Origin of the sequence: Pseudomonas sp. CROZ-RG-20F-R04-15, from assembly GCF_022662375.1 — a bacterium.
Classification (GTDB): Bacteria; Pseudomonadota; Gammaproteobacteria; order Pseudomonadales; family Pseudomonadaceae; genus Aquipseudomonas.
Genome location: NZ_JAKNQL010000021.1, coordinates 80,743 through 99,927, shown reverse-complemented (window position 1 = coordinate 99,927; position 19,185 = coordinate 80,743). Strand labels below are relative to the sequence as shown.

Here is a 19,185-nt window from a genome sequence, read left to right as displayed (position 1 = left end):
GATGTTCGAGGTACACCGACCTGAAACTCCTCAGTCGAACTCAGGTTTTGAAAAGCACCAATATCTGCTCCCTTAACCCTCAACCCTTGGCAATTCCTGAGCCGAGCTCAGATTTTGAAAAGCATACAGATCTGCTCCCTTTCCCCTCAACCCTTGGCAATTCCTGAGCCGAGCTCAGATTTTGAAAAGCATATAGATCTGCTCCCTTTCCCCTCGCCCCCGTGGGGAGAGGGCTGGGGTGAGGGGGATCGATTTCAAGCCCTCCACAAATACCAGCCCACACCGCACTAACAAAAAAGCCTTGATCTCTCGATCAGGGCTTTTTCATGTCCGGCATTCAGCGCAAGTTACAGGCCGTTGGCCTTCTTGAACTCGCGACGACGACGGTGCAATACCGGTTCGGTGTAACCGTTCGGCTGCTTGGTGCCTTCAATCACCAGTTCGACCGCCGCCTGGAAGGCGATGTTGCTGTCGAAGTTCGGTGCCAGCGGACGGTACAGCGGGTCGTTGGCGTTCTGACGGTCCACCACCGGCGCCATGCGCTTGAGGCTTTCCATCACTTGCGCTTCGGTGACCACACCGTGGCGCAGCCAGTTGGCGATGTGCTGGCTGGAGATACGCAGCGTGGCACGGTCTTCCATCAGGCCGACGTCATTGATGTCCGGTACTTTCGAGCAACCCACGCCCTGGTCGATCCAGCGCACCACGTAACCGAGAATGCCCTGGGCATTGTTGTCCAGTTCGTTCTTGATCTGCTCTGGCGTCCAGTTCGGGTTGACCGCCAGTGGGATGGTCAGAATGTCGTCGACGGAAGCGCGAGCACGTTTGGCCAGTTCGGCCTGACGGGCGAACACGTCGACCTTGTGGTAGTGCAGCGCGTGCAGCGCAGCAGCCGTTGGCGACGGAACCCAAGCGGTGTTGGCGCCGGCCAGCGGATGGGCGATTTTCTGCTCGAGCATCGCGGCCATCAGATCCGGCATGGCCCACATGCCTTTACCGATTTGCGCGCGACCTTGCAGGCCGGTGCTCAGACCGATATCGACGTTCCAGTTTTCGTAGGCGCCGATCCACTTCTCAGCCTTCATGTCGGCCTTGCGTACCACCGGGCCGGCTTCCATGGAGGTGTGGATTTCGTCGCCGGTGCGGTCGAGGAAACCAGTGTTGATGAACACCACGCGCTCGCTGGCCGCCTTGATGCAGGCCTTGAGGTTGACCGTGGTGCGGCGTTCCTCGTCCATGATCCCGACTTTCAGCGTATTGCGCGTAAGGCCCAACACGTCTTCGATGCGTCCGAACAGCTCGTTGGTGAACGCCGCTTCTTCCGGGCCGTGCATCTTCGGTTTAACGATGTAGACGGAACCTGTGCGGGTGTTGCGACGCGAGGTGTTGCCGTTGAGGTTGTGCATGGCCGCGAGGCAAGTGACCAGACCGTCAAGGATGCCTTCCGGCACTTCGTTACCGTCTTTGTCGAGGATCGCGTCGATGGTCATCAGGTGGCCGACGTTGCGCACGAACAGCAGCGAACGACCGTGCAACGTCACTTCACCGCCATTTGGCGCGGCGTAGGTGCGATCCGGGTTCATGGTGCGGGTGAACGTCTGGCCGCCTTTGGACACGGATTCCGACAGGTCGCCCTTCATCAGACCGAGCCAGTTGCGGTAGATCACCACTTTGTCGTCAGCATCGACGGCTGCCACGGAGTCTTCGCAGTCCATGATGGTGGTCAGGGCCGCTTCCATAAGGATGTCTTTGACGCCGGCAGCGTCGGTCTGGCCAACCGGGGTGGTGGCGTCGACCTGGATTTCGAAATGCAGACCGTTGTGTTTCAGCAAGATGGCGATTGGTGCGTTGGCGTCGCCCTGGAAACCGATCAGTTGTGCATCGTCGCGCAGGCCAGTGTTGCTGCCGCCCTTGAGGGTGACCAGCAGTTTGCCGTCGGCGATTTTGTAGCCGGTCGAATCGACGTGAGAGCCTGCCGCCAACGGAGCGGCTTCGTCGAGGAAGGCACGGGCGAAGGCGATGACTTTGTCGCCACGCACCTTGTTGTAGCCTTTGCCTTTTTCCGCGCCACCGTCTTCGCTGATTGCGTCGGTGCCGTAGAGGGCGTCATACAGCGAACCCCAACGGGCGTTCGAGGCATTGAGAGCGAAGCGGGCGTTCATCACCGGCACAACGAGTTGCGGACCGGCGGTACGGGCGATTTCATCATCGACATTTTGCGTCGTTGCCTGGAAATCAGCCGCTTCTGGCAGCAGATAACCGATTTCTTGCAGGAACGCTTTATAGGCCACGGCGTCGTGCGCCTGACCGTTGCGTTCCTGGTGCCAGGCATCAATGCGCGCCTGGAAGTCATCGCGTTTGGCGAGTAGGGCTTTGTTCTTCGGCGCCAGGTCATGAATGACCTTGTCGGCACCTTCCCAGAATTTTTCGGCGGTGAGGCCGGTACTGGGAATGGCTTCGTTGTTCACGAAGTCGAACAGGACTTTGGCGACCTGCAGGCCACCGACTTGAACGTGTTCAGTCATTGCTTGCCTCACTCTGCTCAGCTATTTCGCTTTTCAGCTCTTCAATTTGACAATGAAGCCTCTGGCCATTTAAACCACAAACCTGCCGACCAGTACATGCCATTGCTGGCGGCTGGGCTGGGACCAATCAACGGCTTGGGGCCTTGCTGACGGGGCTTTCAGGGTTGCGAATGTGCCTTGGGCAGACATCGATCCAGCGTTATGTAGTGCGCGCTGCGGCATACTACATGATGAGTTGCGCTTGTGAAAATCAGACTAATAACGTCGTTCTGCGACCTCATGACGCATTGCAGTCACGTCGCGGAACGGGATGTTCTCAAAAAACAGCTAGATTGTTCCAGTTAAATATAAAAAGTTGTACACGATTTGTCGTTTCGGGCGTCTGAGGCGCCTGCCCGTCCCTTGCCTATACTTGCTCTTCTATAACAAAAGTCATGACAAGAGGGCTGCGCCATGGACCATCTGGTACTCACTGTTTTCGCCCCGGACAAGCCCGGACAGGTCGAGCGCATCGCCCAATGCATTGCCGAGCATGGCGGCAACTGGCTGGAAAGCCGCATGTCGCGGATGGCCGGGCAGTTCGCCGGGATTCTTCGGGTGGGCGTGCCGGCAGAGGCTTACGATGAATTAGTCGATGCCTTACAAGCACTGTCGACTCATGGCATCCGCGTGCTGATCGCCGAAAGTGGTATCGAGCAGTCCTGCACCTGGAAACCGATCGCCATGGACCTGGTGGGCAATGATCGTCCGGGGATCGTGCGCGATATCACGCGGTTGTTGAGCGAGCAGGGTGTGAATCTGGAAAGGCTGGTCACGGAAGTGCGTCCCGCGCCGATGAGCAGCGAGCCGTTGTTTCACGCCGAGGCGATTCTTGCGGTGCCGCTGACCTTGTCGTTGGACGTCTTGCAGTCGCGTCTGGAAACCCTGGCCGATGATCTGATGGTGGAGTTGGTGTTACGCACAGACGTTTAAGCGCCGATCAGGTTATCCAGTTTAAACGTGCACCTGCCTGTGGATAACCTGTAGAGACACCCCGCAACGCGAGGCCCGCCGTGGCTTTGCAGCAGGTGATCAAAAAACCGCCAACATTCAGTGACTTGCACACAAACGGCGGGGATCACGCTGTGGATAACCTTGGGAAGGAACGATGCAGGCCACGAGAACCGTGGCCTGTGAAGGTTTGTGCGTTTTTTGATCAGGTGCGCCGACGCAAACTGATCACCGCATCGACGCTATAAACGGCCAGACCGGCCCAGATGAAGATAAACGCCACCAGTGTGCTGGACGATAGATGCTCACCGAACAACAGCACTGCTTGTAACAGCACCAGGGTCGGTGCGAGGTATTGCAGGAAGCCGATCGTGGTGTACGGCAAGTGACGCGTGGCGGCGTTGAAGCACACCAGCGGCACCAACGTGACCGGTCCGGCGGCCACCAGCCACCAGGCTTGCGAAGTCGTCCAGAACTCAGGCTGAGCGCTGGTTGCGGTCTGGTTGAACAGCAGCCAGGCAATCGCGATCGGCACCAGCATCCAGGTTTCCACCACCAGCCCCGGCAACGCCTTGACCGGCGCCTGTTTGCGAATCAAGCCGTAGAAGCCGAAGGTCAGCGCGAGCACCAGCGATACCCACGGCAGACTACCGACCTGCCACACCTGTTGCGCTACACCGACCGCCGCCAGACCGACCGCGATCCACTGCATCCGCCGCAGGCGTTCGCCAAGAATCAACATCCCCAACAGCACGTTTACCAACGGGTTGATGTAATAACCGAGGCTCGCTTCGAGCATGCGCCCGTTGTTCACCGACCACACGTAGGTCAGCCAGTTGGCTGCGATCAGCGTGCCGCTCAAGGCAAGAATTGCCAGTCGCTTGGGGTTGTCGAGCAGCTCGCGCAGCCAGCCCGGGTGTTTCCACACCATCAGCAGCAGCGCACCGAACAGCGCCGACCACAGCACCCGATGGATGATGATCTCGACCGCCGGCACTTCGGCAATGGCTTTGAAGTAGATCGGGAACAGGCCCCAGATGATGTAGGCACTCAGGCCCAGAATGTACCCGCGACGCGGGTTGGCGGCTTGCATGCAGAATCCTTGCTCAGGCAGCTGACAAAGGAGGGATTGTAAGGAGGTTTGCCGGCGAGTGCCGTAGCTGATTGGTCAGAAATTTGTGAACACACAACCCCTGTGGGAGCGAGCTTGCTCGCGAATACGGACTGACATTCAACATTAAGCTGACTGACATGACGCCTTCGCGAGCAAGCTCGCTCCCACAGGGTTCAGGTTTGGGTCAGAAGAGTTTCAGTGGCTCTTCATTCAGCGCGGACAGTTGCTCACGCAAGGCCAACACCTGATCGCCCCAATAACGCTCGGTGCCGAACCACGGAAAGCTGTGCGGGAACGCCGGGTCGTCCCAGCGCCGCGCCAGCCAGGCGCTGTAGTGCATCAGGCGCAAGGCGCGTAATGGTTCGATCAGCGCCAGTTCGCGCGGGTCGAAATCGTGAAACTCGTTGTAGCCGTCCATCAATTCCGACAATTGCCCGAGACACTCCTGGCGGTCGCCAGCGAGCATCATCCAGATGTCCTGCACCGCAGGACCCATCCGGCAGTCGTCGAGGTCGACGATGTGGAACATCTCATCGCGGCACATCATGTTGCCGGGATGGCAATCGCCGTGCATGCGGATGTTCTGGTGCGGTGTGTTGGCGTAGGCATCTTCCACGCGTTTAAGCAGGTCGCGGGCGACGGACTCGTAGGCCGGCAGCAGGCTTTTCGGAATGAAGTTGCTTTCGAGCAAGGTGTTCAGCGAGGCGTGGCCGAAGTTCTGCACCGCGAGCGCTTCGCGATGTTCGAACGGCTTGGTCGCGCCGACCGCATGAATGCGCCCGAGCAACTGGCCGAGGCGATACAGCTGATCGAGATTGCCCGGCTCCGGCGCACGGCCGCCACGACGAGGAAACAGGGTGAAGCGGAAACCGGCGTGTTCGTGCAGGGTTTCGCCGTTGTGGATCAACGGCGCCACCACGGGGATTTCGACGTCAGCCAGTTCGAAGGTGAATTTGTGTTCTTCGAGGATGGCTTCGTTGGTCCAGCGTTGTGGACGATAGAACTTGGCGATCAGCGGCTCGGAGTCTTCGATGCCGACTTGATAAACGCGGTTTTCATAGCTGTTGAGCGCCAGAATGCGCGCATCACTGAGGAAGCCGATGCTTTCAACGGCATCGAGGACGAGGTCGGGTGTGAGGGTTTCAAACGGGTGGGCCATGCTGACTCCTGCGCGCAGCAGGCTGCCGCGTCCGGCCCAGCATGGTAGCGCAGATGGCAGCGGGGGAGTTGGTTGGTGTCTGTGCTGACGCCATCGCTGGCAAGCCAGCTCCCACATTTGGAATGCGATCCCTTGTGGGAGCGAGCCTGCTCGCGAAAGCGGTTTATCAGGCGCCGACGATCCCGCCATCCTCCCGGGTAATCGCCATCACCGAAGACCGCGGCTTGCCATTCGGCAAATGCTCAGGGAAGGTCGAACCGCCGTTCTCCCCCGGATGCTGAATCCCGACAAACAGGGTTTTCTGATCCGGCGAGAAGCTGATCCCCGTCACCTCACAGCCAATCGGCCCGACCATGAACCGGCGAATCTCACCGGTCTTCGGATCGGCGCAGAGCATCTGGTTATTGCCCATCCCGGCAAAATCCCCGGCATTGCTCGAGTCACCATCGGTGAGAATCCACAAGCGACCGGCCTTGTCGAAGCCTAGACCATCCGGGCTGTTGAACATGTTCTGCGGGGTGATGTTCTTGGAGCCGCCCTTCGGCGTCCCGGCATGCACGCCCGGGTTGCCAGCGACCACAAACAGATCCCAGGCAAACGTCTTCGACGCGTGATCATCGCGGTCGGTGCGCCAGCGCAGGATCTGCCCGTAAACGTTTTTCTCACGCGGGTTCGGTCCGCCCACCGGTTGGCCGTCTTCGCCACGCTTGGCGTTGTTGGTCAGGGTGCAATAAACCTGGCCGTCCTTCGGACTGACGACGATCCATTCCGGACGGTCCATGCGCGTCGCGCCAACCACGCTGGCGGCGAGGCGCGCGTGGATCAGCACTTCAGCCTGATCGGCAAAACCGCTGCTGGCATCGATGCCGTTTTTGCCGTGGGTCAACTCGATCCACTGGCCCTGGCCTTTCGGGTGATCGGGGTTGCTGTCGCCATTATCGAATTTCGCCACGTACAGGGTGCCGTGATCGAGGATGTCGCGGTTGGCCTTGGCGTTGCGGTGGTTGATGCGGTCGCGGCTGACGAATTTGTAGATGAACTCACCACGCTCGTCATCGCCCATGTACACCACGGCGCGACCGTCGTCGGTCTCGGCCAGGGCGGCGTTTTCATGCTTGAAGCGGCCCAGCGCGGTGCGTTTGACCGGGGTCGATTGCGGATCGAATGGATCGATCTCGACCACCCAGCCATGACGGTTGAGTTCGTTGGGGTTCTTCGCCATGTCGAAGCGCGGGTCGTACGGGTGCCAGTTGATCTCGCGGCTGGCGACCGACACGCCGTAGCGCTTCTGCGCCGGGTCGAACTGCTGCTGGGCGTTGCTGCTGCCGAAACAATCGGTGAAGTTTTCTTCACAGGTCAGATAGGTACCCCACGGCGTTTTACCGTTGGCGCAGTTCTGGAACGTGCCGAGGACTTTCTTGCCGTGTTTGTCGGCAGCGGTTTTCAGCAGATCGTGACCGGCCGCCGGGCCGCTGATGCGCAGCGGCGAGTTGCCGTGGATGCGGCGGTTGTAGCGCGAGCCCTGAACGAACTGCCACTGACCGTTCTTGCGTTGCACTTCGATCACCGACACACCTTCGCAGGCCAGCGCCTTGCGTACGTCTTCGGCCGATTGCGGCATGCCGCCGTGCGGGTAGAGGTAGCGGTAGTTGGTGTATTCGTTGTTGATCGCCATCAACGCGCGGTTGCGGTCGTCGGGGAAGGCGAACAGGCTCATGCCGTCGTTGTTGTCGCCGAACTGCACTTCCTGTGCGGCAGCGGTGCCGTTACCGCTCGGGTCGAACGCCGGGCCGTTCTTTTGCAGGGGCTGACCCCAACTGATCAGGACTGAAGACTTGTAGCCTTTGGGCAGTGTGATGACGTCGGTGGTCGCGGCAGGAATGCTCTCGAAACCGAGCAAGCGGCTGTTACCGGCGCTGACTCCGGTGGCCAGCGCGCTGCGGCTCAACAGGCTGCCGCCGAGGAACATTGCCGCACCGCACAGCGCACCGGCGCCGATGAAACCACGACGGCTGAGGCCGACCATTTTTTCCAGGTCAGTGGATTGGTTTTCTTCTAATAGGCTCACATCAGGCTCCCTGCTTGGTTTTGGCAGCCACCTTAATGAGCGTCGATGACGCTTTCGTTGCAGCGCCTGATTACAGCGGAGTGCCGATCAGCACATTGGACGGCGAAAACTGCACCTGCACCGGTTGGTCCACGCTCAGCCCGCGAGTGCGCAAGTCCAGTGGCTCCGCCAGGGCGCAGAGGGTATGGCCGTTGGGCAGAGCAATGCGCACTTCGCTCGGGCCGTCCTCGGCGTCGAGAATCGCCTCGATAGTGCCTTTGAGAAGATTGTGTCCAGACGTTACAGGTTGCTCGGTGCTCAGCAATTCCAGCCAGCCGGCCTTGATCAACGCGACCACTTCGGTGCCGGCTTGCAGCTCCAGATGCACGGTGCTGTCGTGGGTGATCTGCGCGTCGAGGCACAGCCCTTCGGCCAGTTCGAGGCGGATCAGGTCGTTGCGGCCCTGCGCCTCGATCGCCACGACTTTGCCGTGCAATTGATTACGCGCGCTGGTTCTGAGCATCAAGCGACCGAGCAGGTCGAGGTCGCTGGCGTCTTCTGCCGCTTCCAATACCTGCGCCTGCAAGGCCTGAAGTTTTTGATAAAGACGCAGGACGCGTTCGCCCTCGCTGGACAGTTTTGCACCGCCGCCGCCCTTGCCACCGACGGCACGCTCGACCAGCGGTTTCTGTGCGAGGTTGTTCAGCTCATCGATGGCGTCCCACGCGGCTTTGTAACTCAGACCCGCGCTCTTCGCCGCGCGGGTGATCGAACCCTGTTCGGCGATGTGTTGCAGCAGCGCGATGCGCTGCGGACGGCGGACGATGTGCTGGGACAGCAGGGAGGGCATGGACATGGATGGGTGCTTTTTTAGCTGTGGCGGTGGGGGGTGAAGTTGGCCGCTAGCGACGCGAGAGTCAAGCCCGACACAGAACCCTGTGGGAGCGAGCTTGCTCGCGAAAGCGGCGTGTCAGTCAACATTGATTTTGAATGTTCTGGCCCTTTCGCGAGCAAGCTCGCTCCCGCAGGGGATTGTGTTGGCTTCAGGTTCCGGGTTTTGGCGTGCGCGCCAGGCAATAGACATCGACCCGCGCAGCGCCAGCGTCCATCAATAGACGCGCAAGCGCCTGCGCAGTGGCGCCAGTGGTCAGCACATCATCGACCAGCGCCAGATGCCGGCCTTTCACCTGCGCGTCCGGCATAAGGTCGAAGGCTTTACGCAGATTGCGTTTACGCGACTTGGCGTCGAGGTCCTGCTGGGCATCAGTGTCTTTGATACGACTTAGAACCGTTTCCTCAATTGGCAGATCAAGCGACTTGTTCAACCAGCGCGCCAGCATCGCCGCCTGGTTGAAGCCCCTTTGACGCAGGCGTTTACGCGCCAGCGGCACCGGCAACAACGCATCGGGTCTGGGTAAACCCTCATCGAAGCGATGTTGCAGGTATTGCCCGAGAACGTCGGCGAGCAGGTGGCCAAACGGCCATTTCGCGTTGTGTTTAAAGCGCGTAATCAGACTGTCGACCGGGAAGCCATAAAGCCATGGCACCACCACCTCTTCAAAAGCTGGCGGCTCTAGCTGGCACTCGCCGCAGGTCAGCCCTGCTGCGGCTAAAGGCAAAGCGCAGGTGACGCAGTGATTGCCGAGCCACGGCAGATCTGTTTCGCAAGCCACGCAGATTGGCATTTCTGCTTCTGTCGGCTCATCGCAAAGCAAGCAGGTTTGTACATTATTTAAACAGATGTAAACCTGTCCTTCGTATCGTGGTTGACAGCGCATGACTCTTCCTTAAATATGCCGAACATCCGTGTCGCGCCTGTGGGTATTCCGTTCCCGCAGCCGCCAGCCAAGCATAACCAAGGAACTCCCCATGAGCGCGAGCACCACCGCCACCCTGCGTCACGATTGGTCTCTGGCCGAAGTCAAAGCACTCTTCGTACAGCCATTCAACGACTTGCTGTTCCAGGCGCAAACGGTGCACCGCGCACATTTCAACGCCAACCGCGTGCAGGTCTCGACCCTGCTGTCGATCAAGACCGGCGCCTGCCCGGAAGACTGCAAGTACTGCCCGCAGTCCGGTCACTACAACACCGGCCTGGAAAAAGAAAAGCTGATGGAAGTGCAGAAGGTCCTCGAAGAGGCGGCACGCGCCAAGGCCATCGGTTCGACGCGTTTCTGCATGGGGGCGGCGTGGAAGCATCCGTCGGCGAAAGACATGCCGTACGTGCTGAAAATGGTCGAAGGCGTGAAAGCTCTGGGCTTGGAAACCTGCATGACCCTGGGCCGTCTCGATCAGGATCAGACCGAAGCGCTGGCCAAGGCCGGCCTCGATTACTACAACCACAACCTCGACACTTCGCCTGAGTTCTACGGCAGCATCATCACCACCCGCACTTACAGCGAGCGTCTGCAGACGCTGGCCTACGTGCGTGAATCGGGGATGAAGATCTGCTCCGGCGGCATTCTCGGCATGGGCGAGTCGCTGGACGACCGCGCCAATCTACTGATCCAGTTGGCCAACCTGCCAGAGCATCCGGAATCGGTGCCGATCAACATGCTGGTGAAAGTCGCCGGCACGCCACTGGAAAACGCCGAAGACATCGACCCGTTCGACTTCATCCGCATGCTCGCCGTGGCGCGTATCCTCATGCCGCAATCCCACGTGCGCCTGTCCGCCGGTCGTGAAGCGATGAACGAGCAGATGCAGGCTCTCGCCTTCTTCGCCGGCGCGAACTCGATTTTCTATGGCGACAAGTTGCTGACCACCGCCAATCCGCAGGCGGACAAGGACATGCAACTGTTCGCACGTCTGGGCATCCAGCCGGAAGCGCGCGAAGAGCACTCCGATGAGGTTCACCAGGCTGCGATCGAGCAGGCATTGGTTGAGCAGAAGAGCAGCGCGCAGTTCTACAACGCCGCCGTTTAAACCTGCGCGGATTCCTCTGAAGGAATGCAAAACCCCTTGTGGGAGCGAGCCTGCTCGCGAAAGCGGTGCCTCAGTCGACATTGATGTTGGATGTGAAGGCCTATTCGCGAGCAGGCTCGCTCCCACAGGGATCGCGTTCACTTAGATATTTGTGATTTCACCGAGGCCTGCATGTCTTTCGATCTCGCCGCACGCCTTGCTGCCCGTCGTGCCGAAAACCTCTATCGCCAGCGCCCATTGCTCGAGTCCCCGCAGGGGCCTGAAGTGGTGGTCGACGGCCAACCGTTGCTCGCCTTCTGCAACAACGACTACCTCGGCCTGGCCAATCATCCGCAAGTCATCGAAGCCTGGCGCGCCGGTGCTGAACGCTGGGGAGTTGGTGGCGGTGCATCGCATCTGGTGATCGGTCACAGTGGCCCGCATCACGCACTGGAAGAAGCATTGGCCGACCTCACCGGTCGCCCACGTGCTTTGTTGTTCACCACCGGTTACATGGCCAATCTTGGCGCCGTTACGGCGCTGGTCGGGCAGGGCGATACGGTGCTGGAAGATCGCCTCAATCATGCCTCGTTGCTGGATGCCGGATTGTTGTCCGGCGCGCGATTCAATCGCTATCTGCATAACGACGCGGGCAGTCTGGCCAAGCGCCTGGAGAAAGCCACCGGCAATACGCTGGTGGTCACCGACGGCGTGTTCAGCATGGACGGCGATCTCGCTGACCTGCCGGCACTCGCCCGTGAAGCCAAGGCCAAAGGCGCGTGGTTGATGGTCGATGATGCACACGGTTTCGGGCCGCTCGGTGCGAACGGTGGTGGCATCGTCGAGCACTTCGGTTTGAGCCAGGAAGACGTGCCGGTGCTGGTCGGCACCCTCGGTAAAGCCTTCGGCACCGCTGGCGCTTTCGTTGCGGGCAGCGAAGAACTGATCGAAAGCCTGATCCAGTTCGCCCGCCCGTACATCTACACCACCAGCCAGCCACCCGCGCTGGCGTGTGCGACGCTGAAAAGTCTCGAACTGCTACGCACCGAGCATTGGCGTCGAGAACATTTGCAAACGCTGATCCGTCAGTTCCGCCATGGCGCCGAGCAGATCGGCCTGGAGCTGATGGACAGCTTCACGCCGATTCAGCCGATCTTGATTGGCGACGCCGGGCGCGCGGTGCGCTTGTCGCAGATGTTGCGCGAGCGCGGCCTGATGGTCACCGCGATCCGTCCGCCCACCGTGCCCGCCGGTAGCGCTCGTTTGCGCGTGACCCTGACCGCTGCCCACAGCGAGGCGCAGGTGCAGCTATTGTTAGAGGGACTGGCCGATTGCTTTGCCCAACTGTCGTCGGAGCCAAGCCATGCGTGATCGCCTGATTCTGCTGCCCGGCTGGGGCCTCGGTGTGTCGCCGATGGAGCCCTTGGCTGCGGCGTTGCAAGGTCTCGATGAACACCTGAAAGTCGATATCGAGCCGTTGCCGGAACTGGCCTCCAGCGATCTGCAAGACTGGCTCGACGAACTTGATGAAAGCATTCCTCAGGACGTGTGGCTTGGCGGCTGGTCGCTGGGCGGCATGCTTGCGTCCGAATTGGCGGCACGGCGTGGCGAGCATTGCTGCGGTTTGCTGACGCTGGCGAGCAATCCTTCCTTCGTTGCCCATGAACAGTGGCCGAACGCGATGCCCGGCGAGACCTTCGATGCGTTTCTCGCCGGTTGCCAAGCCGATCCGCGCACAACGCTCAAACGGTTCTCGCTGCTCTGTGCGCAAGGTGCGCAGGATCCGCGCGGCTTGTCGCGATTGCTGTTGGGCGGCGCGCCGAATACCGCGCCGTCGGCATTGATGGCGGGACTGGAACTGCTCGCGCAACTGGACACCCGTGAAGCATTGCAGGCGTTTCGTGGTCCGCAGTTTCATTTGTTCGGCGGGCAGGACGGTCTGGTCCCGGCGGAAGCGGCAGGGGCGTTGTTCGCCCTGTTGCCGGATATCGAAATAGGTCTGATCGAACAGGCCTGTCATGCGTTTCTTCTGGAAGACCCCCACGGACTGGCGGGCGCGATCCAGGCTTTTTTACATGAGTGCGGTGATGACTGATTTGTCTCTAGTGCTGCCTGGCGGCTTGCCTGACAAGCGTCAGGTCGCGGCCTCTTTTTCTCGTGCTGCAGCCAGTTACGACAGCGTCGCCGAGTTGCAACGTGATGTCGGTACACAGTTGCTGCAGCGCTTGCCGTTGGAATGTGTACCAGAGCGCTGGTTGGATCTTGGCTGTGGCACGGGTTATTTCACCCGCGCGTTGGCTTCGCGGTTTGTCGAGGGCCACGGTGTGGCGCTGGACATTGCCGAGGGCATGCTCGATCACGCGCGCCCGCTGGGCGGCGCTGAGTATTTCATTGCTGGCGATGCCGAGCGCCTGCCGTTGCAGGATTCGACTTGCGATCTGATCTTCTCCAGCCTCGCGGTGCAGTGGTGTGCGGACTTCGAGGCGGTGCTCAGCGAAGCGTTTCGCGTGTTGAAACCGGGCGGGATTTTTGCGTTTGCTAGTCTTTGTGCAGGGACATTGTTCGAGTTGCGCGACAGCTGGCGCCAGGTCGACGGGCTGGTGCACGTCAATCGCTTCCGCGAGTTCGCCCTCTATGAGCAATTGTGTGCAGCCAGTGGCTTGCGTACGTTGAGCCTGGAAAATCAGCCTCACGTGCTGCATTACCCGGATGTGCGTAGCCTGACGCATGAATTGAAAGCTTTGGGTGCGCACAATCTGAATCCGGGTCGGCCGGGCGGTTTGACCGGTCGCGCGCGGATTCTCGGGCTGGTCGAAGCTTACGAGCAATTCCGTGAGGCGTCGGGATTGCCGGCGACTTATCAGGTGGTCTACGCCGTGTTGGAGAAACCCGTATGAGCGCAGCCTATTTCATCACCGGAACCGACACCGATGTCGGCAAGACCACGGTTGCCGCCGGGTTGCTGCATGCGGCGCGTTCTGCCGGGTTGAGTACAGCGGCGGGCAAACCGGTGGCGTCCGGATGCGAAGTCACGCCCAAGGGGTTGCGCAATGCCGACGCGTTGGCGCTGTTGGCCGAGTGTTCGTTGCCGCTGAGTTATCAACAGGTCAATCCTGTGGCGTTCGAGCCTGCGATTGCTCCGCATCTGGCGGCGCGTGAAGCGGGTGTGGCGTTGACCGTGCAATCGTTGCTGGCGCCGATGCGCGAGATTCTGGCGATGAAGGCCGATTTCACTCTGATCGAAGGCGCGGGTGGTTGGCGGGTGCCGTTGGCGGATCAGGATAATTTGTCGGATCTGGCGATTGCGCTGAAGTTGCCGGTGATTCTGGTGGTGGGTGTGCGATTGGGTTGCATCAGTCATGCGCTGCTGACGGCCGAGGCGATTGCTCGTGATGGTTTGCAACTGGCGGGGTGGGTGGCGAATATCATCGATCCGAAGACTTCGCGGCTGGAGGAGAATCTCGCCACGCTGGCTGAGCGGATTCCGGCGCCGTGCCTTGGACGCGTGCCGAAGCTCAAGGCTTTGAGCGCAGAGGCGGTGGCGGATCATTTGCAACTGGATCTGCTCGACTAAGCTTTTCTCTATGGGCAGGCACTGTGCCATTAGTGTTTTTGACGGGTGTTTTTCTGGCGCCTCTGCTTCAATGACGTCATTGATCCTTCCCAAGGATGAGAACCGTTATGGAAATCTCCGGTAACACAGCTTTTTATGCGGGTTTGAGCACCATTCAAACCGGGCAGAACCGCGTCGATCAGGCGGCCAGTCAGATCGCCAACAACACGATCGAGCGTTCGGTCACCAGCCAGTCTTCGGAAGCGCAGATTGATCGTCTGCGTGGTGTGGATCGTAGCCAGCAGATGGACCTGGGCAGTGACATGGTTCAAATGGCCCAAGGCAAATTCCAAGTGGAGCTGGGCGTGAAAGTCGCGAAGGCATCCGACGAAGTGCTTGGTACGATCATCGACACCTTCGCCTGATTTTTTCGCCGCCTGCTTGCTGAACGCCGCGCCTTGTCGCGGCGTTTTTCGTTGTAAGTCCTTCTCTCTCAACTAGTCTTTTTTCAGCGTCCGTGGCTCGTGCGAGCTCATGGCGGTTTGCTGTGTCCGGCGTTTGAAAGATCTGAAGACGAACGGCAAAAGATCGATGCTTGACAAGATTTCGGCGTAAACGTATGTTTCAAACAACTGTTTGACCGTCACAACAAATCAACACGGTCGTTCATTCCCGGTTACATCAGCAGAGGTTTATCGCTATGCCTGACTACAAGGCCCCCTTGCGTGATATTCGCTTCGTTCGTGACGAACTGCTCGGCTACGAAGCGCACTATCAGAGCCTTCCGGCTTGCGCAGACGCAACTCCGGACATGGTTGACGCCATTCTCGAAGAAGGTGCCAAGTTTTGTGAGCAGGTACTGGCACCGCTGAACCGCGTGGGCGACCTCGAAGGTTGCACCTGGAGCGAGTCCGGCGTGAAAACCCCGACTGGCTTCAAAGAGGCTTACAAGCAATTCGTCGAAGGCGGCTGGCCAAGCCTCGCTCACGACGTTGAGCATGGCGGCCAGGGCCTGCCTGAGTCGCTGGGTCTGGCGGTAAGCGAAATGGTTGGCGAAGCCAACTGGTCGTGGGGCATGTACCCAGGCCTGTCGCATGGCGCAATGAACACCATCTCCGAGCACGGCACCCCAGAGCAGCAAGAAGCCTATCTGACCAAACTGGTTTCCGGCGAGTGGACCGGCACCATGTGCCTGACCGAACCGCACTGCGGCACCGACCTGGGCATGCTGCGCACCAAGGCCGAACCTCAGGCTGATGGTTCCTACAAAGTCTCCGGCACCAAGATCTTCATCTCGGCCGGCGAACACGACATGGCCGACAACATCGTCCACATCGTGCTGGCTCGCCTGCCGGACGCACCGGCTGGCACCAAAGGCATCTCGCTGTTCATCGTTCCAAAGTTCATGCCCAATGCTGATGGCACCGTCGGTGCACGCAACGCTGTGACCTGCGGTTCGCTGGAACACAAGATGGGCATCCACGGCAACGCCACTTGCGTGATGAACTTCGACGGCGCCACCGGTTTCCTGATCGGCCCTGCGAACAAAGGCCTGAACTGCATGTTCACCTTTATGAACACCGCACGTCTGGGGACCGCGCTGCAAGGTCTGGCCCATGCCGAAATCGGTTTCCAGGGTGGCCTGAAATACGCTCGCGATCGTCTGCAAATGCGCTCGCTGACTGGCCCGAAAGCGCCGGACAAAGCCGCTGACCCGATCATCGTGCACCCTGACGTACGCCGCATGCTGTTGACCATGAAGGCATTCGCCGAAGGCAACCGTGCGATGGTGTACTTCACCGCCAAACAGGTCGACATCGTCAAATACGGCGTCGATGAAGAAGAGAAGAAGAAAGCCGACGCACTGTTGGCCTTCATGACCCCGATCGCCAAGGCGTTCATGACCGAAGTCGGTTTCGAGTCCGCCAACCACGGCGTACAGATCTACGGCGGCCACGGCTTCATCGCCGAGTGGGGCATGGAGCAGAACGTTCGCGACAGCCGCATTTCGATGCTGTACGAAGGCACCACCGGTATCCAGGCACTCGATCTGCTGGGCCGTAAAGTGCTGATGACTCAAGGCGAAGCTCTGAAAGGCTTCACCAAGATCGTCCACAAGTTCTGCCAGAACAACGAAGGCAACGAAGCCGTTGCAGAGTTTGTCGCACCGCTGGCGGCAATCAACAAGGAATGGGGCGAGCTGACCATGAAGGTCGGTATGGCTGCCATGAAAGATCGCGAAGAAGTCGGCGCGGCCTCGGTGGACTACCTGATGTACTCCGGTTATGCCTGCCTGGCTTACTTCTGGGCCGACATGGCGCGTCTGGCTGCCGAGAAGCTGGCAGAAGGCAGCGGCGACGCGGCGTTCTACACCGCCAAACTGCAAACCGCGCGCTTCTACTTCCAGCGCATCCTGCCGCGTACCCGCACTCACGTGGCCACCATGTTGTCGGGCGCCAACAACCTGATGGACATGAAAGAAGAAGACTTCGCACTGGGCTACTAAGCCTTAAAGCGGTCGCTTGAAAAAACCGCTGCTCCTTCGGGGCAGCGGTTTTTTTTGCGTTGGATTTACCCCCCTACTCTGGGGGCGATTCCCCAGCAGAAACGGTGATCTGACACGGCGCACTTCCCGCGTTTATTGATTCAAAATGTTTCACGGTGGAATGGCCAATTAATTGCACTGCGCTGATTAACCGGCGCTCACGAGAAATCCTGTGCTGTTTCACGACGCCTCTCGCCCGGCGAACTCATAACAACAACGTCAGGGTGAAGCATATGAACATCTGTCGACTTGTCGGGTTAACCCTCACACTTAGTGCCTGCGGCGCCATGGCGGCTGATCCTGTGGAAGTCGATCCGCCCGTACCGGAAGTGCCAAGCCTGCAATCCTTGCGTGGCATGGTTCCGCCCGATCCCTCCGGAACCGAAGGCGGGCGCAAGGTCGACTTGATGACTGACTACGTGCTAAACCGCTCCGCCGCGATCCTGCTGGGCAAGGCGCTGTTCTGGGACATGGAAGTCGGCAGTGACGGCGCCACGGCCTGTGCATCCTGCCACTACCACGCCGGCGTCGATCACCGCATCACTAACCAGCTCAACCCCGGCCAGGCGCACACCAACGCCAACGTCGCCTCGATTTTCAACAAGCCCTTTGTCGCGTCGGACATTCCCGGCGATGTGGCGTCCTACGCAACCCTGTCCGGCGGCAAGGGCGGCCCGAACTACACGCTGAAGAAAACCGATTTCCCGACCCACTTGCTGAGTAATCCACTGGAGCGCAACTCACCGATCGTGTATTCGACCGATGACGTGGTCGGCTCTCAAGGTGTATTCGATGCCAACTTCGTCAAACCCAATCAGCCACGTTTCGACAAATGCACCCAGCAGCCCGACGGCATTTTCCAGGTCGGCGGCATCAACGTACGCCGCAGCACCGGGCGAAATGCGCCGTCGGTGATCAACGCCGCGTTCAATGTGCGCAACTTCTGGGACGGCCGGGCCAACAACGTGTTCAACGGCTTCTCGCCGTTCGGCAATCGCGATCCTGATGCCGGGATTTACGTGACCAGCGAGCGCAGCACCGTGGCAAGCAAAGTCAGGTTGGCGCTGAGCGACGCGTCTGCCGCCTCGCAAGCCGTGGGCCCACCCGGCAGTGCGGTGGAAATGTCCTGCGGCGGCCGCACCTTTGCCGACATCGGCCGGCGCATGCTCGATCAGTTGATGCTCAAGCAGCAGCGGATTTCCTCCAATGACTCAGTACTCGCTTCGGTATCCGGCGCGCGGCGTCCGACTTATCGCGAATTGATCAAAAACGCCTTCCAGCCACGCCTGTGGAATGCCACGCAAAATGTGCTGGTCGGCGGTGCGCCGTATACGCAGATGGAAGCCAACTTCCCGCTGTTCTTCGGGTTGGCGATTCAGATGTACGAATCCACCCTGATCTCTGACCAGGCGCCGATTGATGCCTATCTGCAAGGCGATTCAACCGCGATGAACGCGCAGCAAGTTCAGGGCATGAATCTGTTTCTCGGTAAGGGCAAATGCGTCAATTGCCACGGCGGCGCGGAGCTGACCAACGCTGCCAGTCGCCTGCTGATGCACCCGCGTGAGCGCATCGAACGCATGGTCATGGCCGACAACCTCACCACGCTCTACGACAACGGTTTCTACAACACCGGCGTGCGCCCGACATCCGAAGACCTGGCGCTTGGCGGGTCAGATGCCTGGGGTAATCCGTGGTCATTCAGCCGTCAGTACAACAAGCTGTTGCAAGGTGGCAGCATTCCCGATCCGCTGGACGTCGATGTCTGTACTTTCGAGGCGCCGCTGAGCGCAGCGATTCCGTGCGACGCGACGCTCAAACCCAACGTCAACTTTCGCGATTCGGTCGACGGCGCCTTCAAGACGCCGACCTTGCGCAACATCGCGCTGACCGGGCCGTACTTCCACAACGGCAGCCGCGCCACGCTCAAACAGGTGATGGAGTTCTACAACCGTGGCGGCGACCGTCGTGGCGAAGACGCCAACAACACCAGCGGTTTCGAGCATCCTTCGGCGAATCAGCACAATACGTCGAACCTCGATCCGGACATGACCAACCTCAACCTGACTCCCGATGAGATCGACGCGTTGGTGAAATTCATGGAAGTCGGCCTGACCGATCCACGTGTGGCCTGGGAACGGGCGCCGTTCGATCATCCGTCACTGGTCCTCCCGCAGGGCCATATCGGTGATGAAAATGCCGTGACCCAACGTCCGGCCAGCCCGAAAGTCACCACTCGCCAGGCAGCGGACGCTGCACTCAATCTCAAGCCCTACGGCGCCGAGGGGCGAAGCACGGCGGAGGGGCCATTACTGCCGTTCTACAACGATTTGTGAGGAATATTTCCA

The 19,185-nt window shown here is 59.9% G+C and carries 15 protein-coding genes; 9 read left to right on the top strand and 6 right to left on the bottom strand.

The genetic code is table 11. The features are described 5' to 3' along the window. Nucleotides 1-347 precede the first annotated feature (347 nt). Nucleotides 348-2,525, bottom strand: a complete 2,178-nt coding sequence (locus tag L8H52_RS23825; protein ID WP_242208983.1) for a malate synthase G — start codon at nucleotides 2,523-2,525, stop codon at nucleotides 348-350. 453 nt (nucleotides 2,526-2,978) lie between these two features. On the opposite strand from L8H52_RS23825, the gene L8H52_RS23820 reads away from it, so the two are divergent. Beyond that, on the top strand, nucleotides 2,979-3,497 hold the full coding sequence (locus L8H52_RS23820; RefSeq protein ID WP_016983184.1) for a glycine cleavage system protein R: 519 nt from the start codon (nucleotides 2,979-2,981) through the stop codon (nucleotides 3,495-3,497). 223 nt (nucleotides 3,498-3,720) lie between these two features. On the opposite strand, the gene rarD is transcribed toward L8H52_RS23820, so the two are convergent. The 5 genes from rarD to L8H52_RS23795 form a co-directional block, all read right to left on the bottom strand. Beyond that, nucleotides 3,721-4,608 carry an EamA family transporter RarD gene (gene rarD, locus L8H52_RS23815; protein ID WP_242208982.1) on the bottom strand — a complete coding sequence of 296 codons (888 nt, stop codon included), beginning with the start codon at nucleotides 4,606-4,608 and terminating at the stop codon, nucleotides 3,721-3,723. 205 nt (nucleotides 4,609-4,813) lie between these two features. Next, the gene (locus L8H52_RS23810) at nucleotides 4,814-5,788 is read right to left on the bottom strand and encodes a serine/threonine protein kinase (protein ID WP_242208981.1); all 975 of its coding nucleotides are present in this window, start codon (nucleotides 5,786-5,788) and stop codon (nucleotides 4,814-4,816) included. 166 nt (nucleotides 5,789-5,954) lie between these two features. Then, nucleotides 5,955-7,856 carry a PhoX family phosphatase gene (locus L8H52_RS23805; RefSeq protein ID WP_242208980.1) on the bottom strand — a complete coding sequence of 634 codons (1,902 nt, stop codon included), beginning with the start codon at nucleotides 7,854-7,856 and terminating at the stop codon, nucleotides 5,955-5,957. Between the two features lie 70 nt (nucleotides 7,857-7,926). Next, nucleotides 7,927-8,691 carry a TOBE domain-containing protein gene (locus L8H52_RS23800; RefSeq protein WP_242208979.1) on the bottom strand — a complete coding sequence of 255 codons (765 nt, stop codon included), beginning with the start codon at nucleotides 8,689-8,691 and terminating at the stop codon, nucleotides 7,927-7,929. Nucleotides 8,692-8,878: 187 nt separating this feature from the next. Next, nucleotides 8,879-9,613: a ComF family protein gene (locus L8H52_RS23795; protein ID WP_242208978.1), complete on the bottom strand. Its 735-nt coding sequence runs from the start codon at nucleotides 9,611-9,613 to the stop codon at nucleotides 8,879-8,881. 91 nt (nucleotides 9,614-9,704) lie between these two features. Here L8H52_RS23795 and bioB point away from each other — a divergent pair, with 91 nt between their 5' ends. From bioB to L8H52_RS23755, 8 genes are all read left to right on the top strand, one after another. Next, nucleotides 9,705-10,760, top strand: coding sequence for a biotin synthase BioB (gene bioB, locus L8H52_RS23790; RefSeq protein WP_242208977.1), 1,056 nt, complete (start codon nucleotides 9,705-9,707; stop codon nucleotides 10,758-10,760). 171 nt (nucleotides 10,761-10,931) lie between these two features. Continuing rightward, a complete protein-coding gene (gene bioF, locus L8H52_RS23785) occupies nucleotides 10,932-12,110 on the top strand; it encodes an 8-amino-7-oxononanoate synthase (protein ID WP_242208976.1) in 1,179 nt (392 codons plus the stop codon). Then, a complete protein-coding gene (locus L8H52_RS23780) occupies nucleotides 12,103-12,834 on the top strand; it encodes an alpha/beta fold hydrolase (RefSeq protein ID WP_242208975.1) in 732 nt (243 codons plus the stop codon). Before bioF ends, L8H52_RS23780 begins: the two co-directional genes overlap by 8 nt. Continuing rightward, on the top strand, nucleotides 12,827-13,636 hold the full coding sequence (gene bioC, locus L8H52_RS23775) for a malonyl-ACP O-methyltransferase BioC (RefSeq protein ID WP_242208974.1): 810 nt from the start codon (nucleotides 12,827-12,829) through the stop codon (nucleotides 13,634-13,636). The genes L8H52_RS23780 and bioC overlap by 8 nt, the downstream gene beginning before the upstream one ends. Further along, nucleotides 13,633-14,313, top strand: coding sequence for a dethiobiotin synthase (bioD, locus tag L8H52_RS23770; protein ID WP_242208973.1), 681 nt, complete (start codon nucleotides 13,633-13,635; stop codon nucleotides 14,311-14,313). Before bioC ends, bioD begins: the two co-directional genes overlap by 4 nt. A gap of 107 nt (nucleotides 14,314-14,420) precedes the next feature. Then, on the top strand, nucleotides 14,421-14,717 hold the full coding sequence (locus L8H52_RS23765) for a pyrroloquinoline quinone biosynthesis protein PqqE (RefSeq protein ID WP_242208972.1): 297 nt from the start codon (nucleotides 14,421-14,423) through the stop codon (nucleotides 14,715-14,717). A 275-nt stretch (nucleotides 14,718-14,992) separates the two neighbouring features. Then, entirely contained in the window at nucleotides 14,993-16,798 is a 1,806-nt protein-coding gene (locus L8H52_RS23760) for a phenylacyl-CoA dehydrogenase (RefSeq protein WP_242208971.1), read from the top strand. Between the two features lie 272 nt (nucleotides 16,799-17,070). After that, a complete protein-coding gene (locus tag L8H52_RS23755) occupies nucleotides 17,071-19,173 on the top strand; it encodes a cytochrome c peroxidase (RefSeq protein WP_242208970.1) in 2,103 nt (700 codons plus the stop codon). Nucleotides 19,174-19,185 lie beyond the last annotated feature (12 nt).